The sequence below is a fragment of the Micromonospora solifontis genome (assembly GCF_003725545.1).
GTDB lineage: Bacteria > Actinomycetota > Actinomycetes > Mycobacteriales > Micromonosporaceae > Micromonospora > Micromonospora solifontis.
This window is the reverse complement of sequence record NZ_RJLN01000207.1, coordinates 1-538: the sequence shown is the minus strand read 5'-3', so window position 1 is coordinate 538 and position 538 is coordinate 1. Positions and strand designations below refer to the sequence as shown.

Sequence of the window (538 nt, the reverse complement as noted above, 5' to 3'; positions counted from 1 at the left end):
TTCGCCGGTGGTCTGGCCGCCGGCCCGCTGAACCACCACGACGCCACCCCGGCCACCACCGCGCTGACCCCGGTCGCCGCCGTGCAGGCCGACAAGCCCGACGCCGGCAAGCTGATCCCGCACGGTGTCCAGGGCGCCCAGTCGCGCATCGACCTGAACGACGAGCAGACCGGCAACGCCAAGGCGATCATCGCCGCGACCAAGAAGGCGGGCCTGCCGGAGCGGGCCGCGGTGATCTCCATCGCCACCAGCCTGCAGGAGTCGAAGCTGGAGAACCTGGGGCACCTGGGCGAGAAGAACGACCATGACTCGCTGGGCCTGTTCCAGCAGCGCCCCTCCAGCGGTTGGGGCACGCCGGAGCAGATCACCAACCCCGAGTACGCCACCCTGGCGTTCGAGAAGGGCCTCAAGCAGGTCGACGGCTGGCAGGACATGCCGCTGACCCAGGCCGCCCAGACCGTGCAGGTGTCGGCCTACCCGGACGCGTACGCGCAGTGGGAGCAGCAGGCCGCCGACATCGTCGCCCAGCACTGGAACA

1 protein-coding gene is annotated in these 538 nt (G+C 70.6%); it reads left to right on the top strand.

Annotated elements, in window-relative coordinates; genetic code table 11:
• Nucleotides 1–538: hypothetical protein (locus EFE23_RS27885; RefSeq protein WP_199737276.1), on the top strand; the 538-nt coding region annotated here is incomplete at both ends.